We start from the raw sequence: 204 nt of genomic DNA, 5'->3' as shown, positions 1-204 counted from the left end.
TACAGCACCTTATGCCGCTACCGCAACTGGCTGGCGCAAGACAACACCCTGTCCGAACTGCTGGAACTGATTAACCGACAACTGACCGAAAAAGGCCTAAAAATAGAGAAAGCATCCGCCGCTGTCGTTGACGCCACCATTATTCAGACCGCCGGCAGCAAACAGCGTCAGGCCATAGAAGTCGATGAAGAAGGACAAGTCAGC

The 204-nt window shown here is 52.9% G+C and carries 1 pseudogene; it reads left to right on the top strand.

Annotated features, from left to right (window positions below):
* Nucleotides 1–204: pseudogene (locus ACTHSN_RS10955) on the top strand (IS5/IS1182 family transposase); the annotation flags it as partial.

It is taken from the genome of Neisseria sp. P0009.S010 (assembly GCF_051958545.1).
In the GTDB taxonomy this organism is placed as follows: domain Bacteria; phylum Pseudomonadota; class Gammaproteobacteria; order Burkholderiales; family Neisseriaceae; genus Neisseria; species Neisseria subflava_A.
The sequence above is the reverse complement of the archived record's forward strand: the minus strand, read 5'-3'. Positions and strand labels throughout refer to the sequence as shown.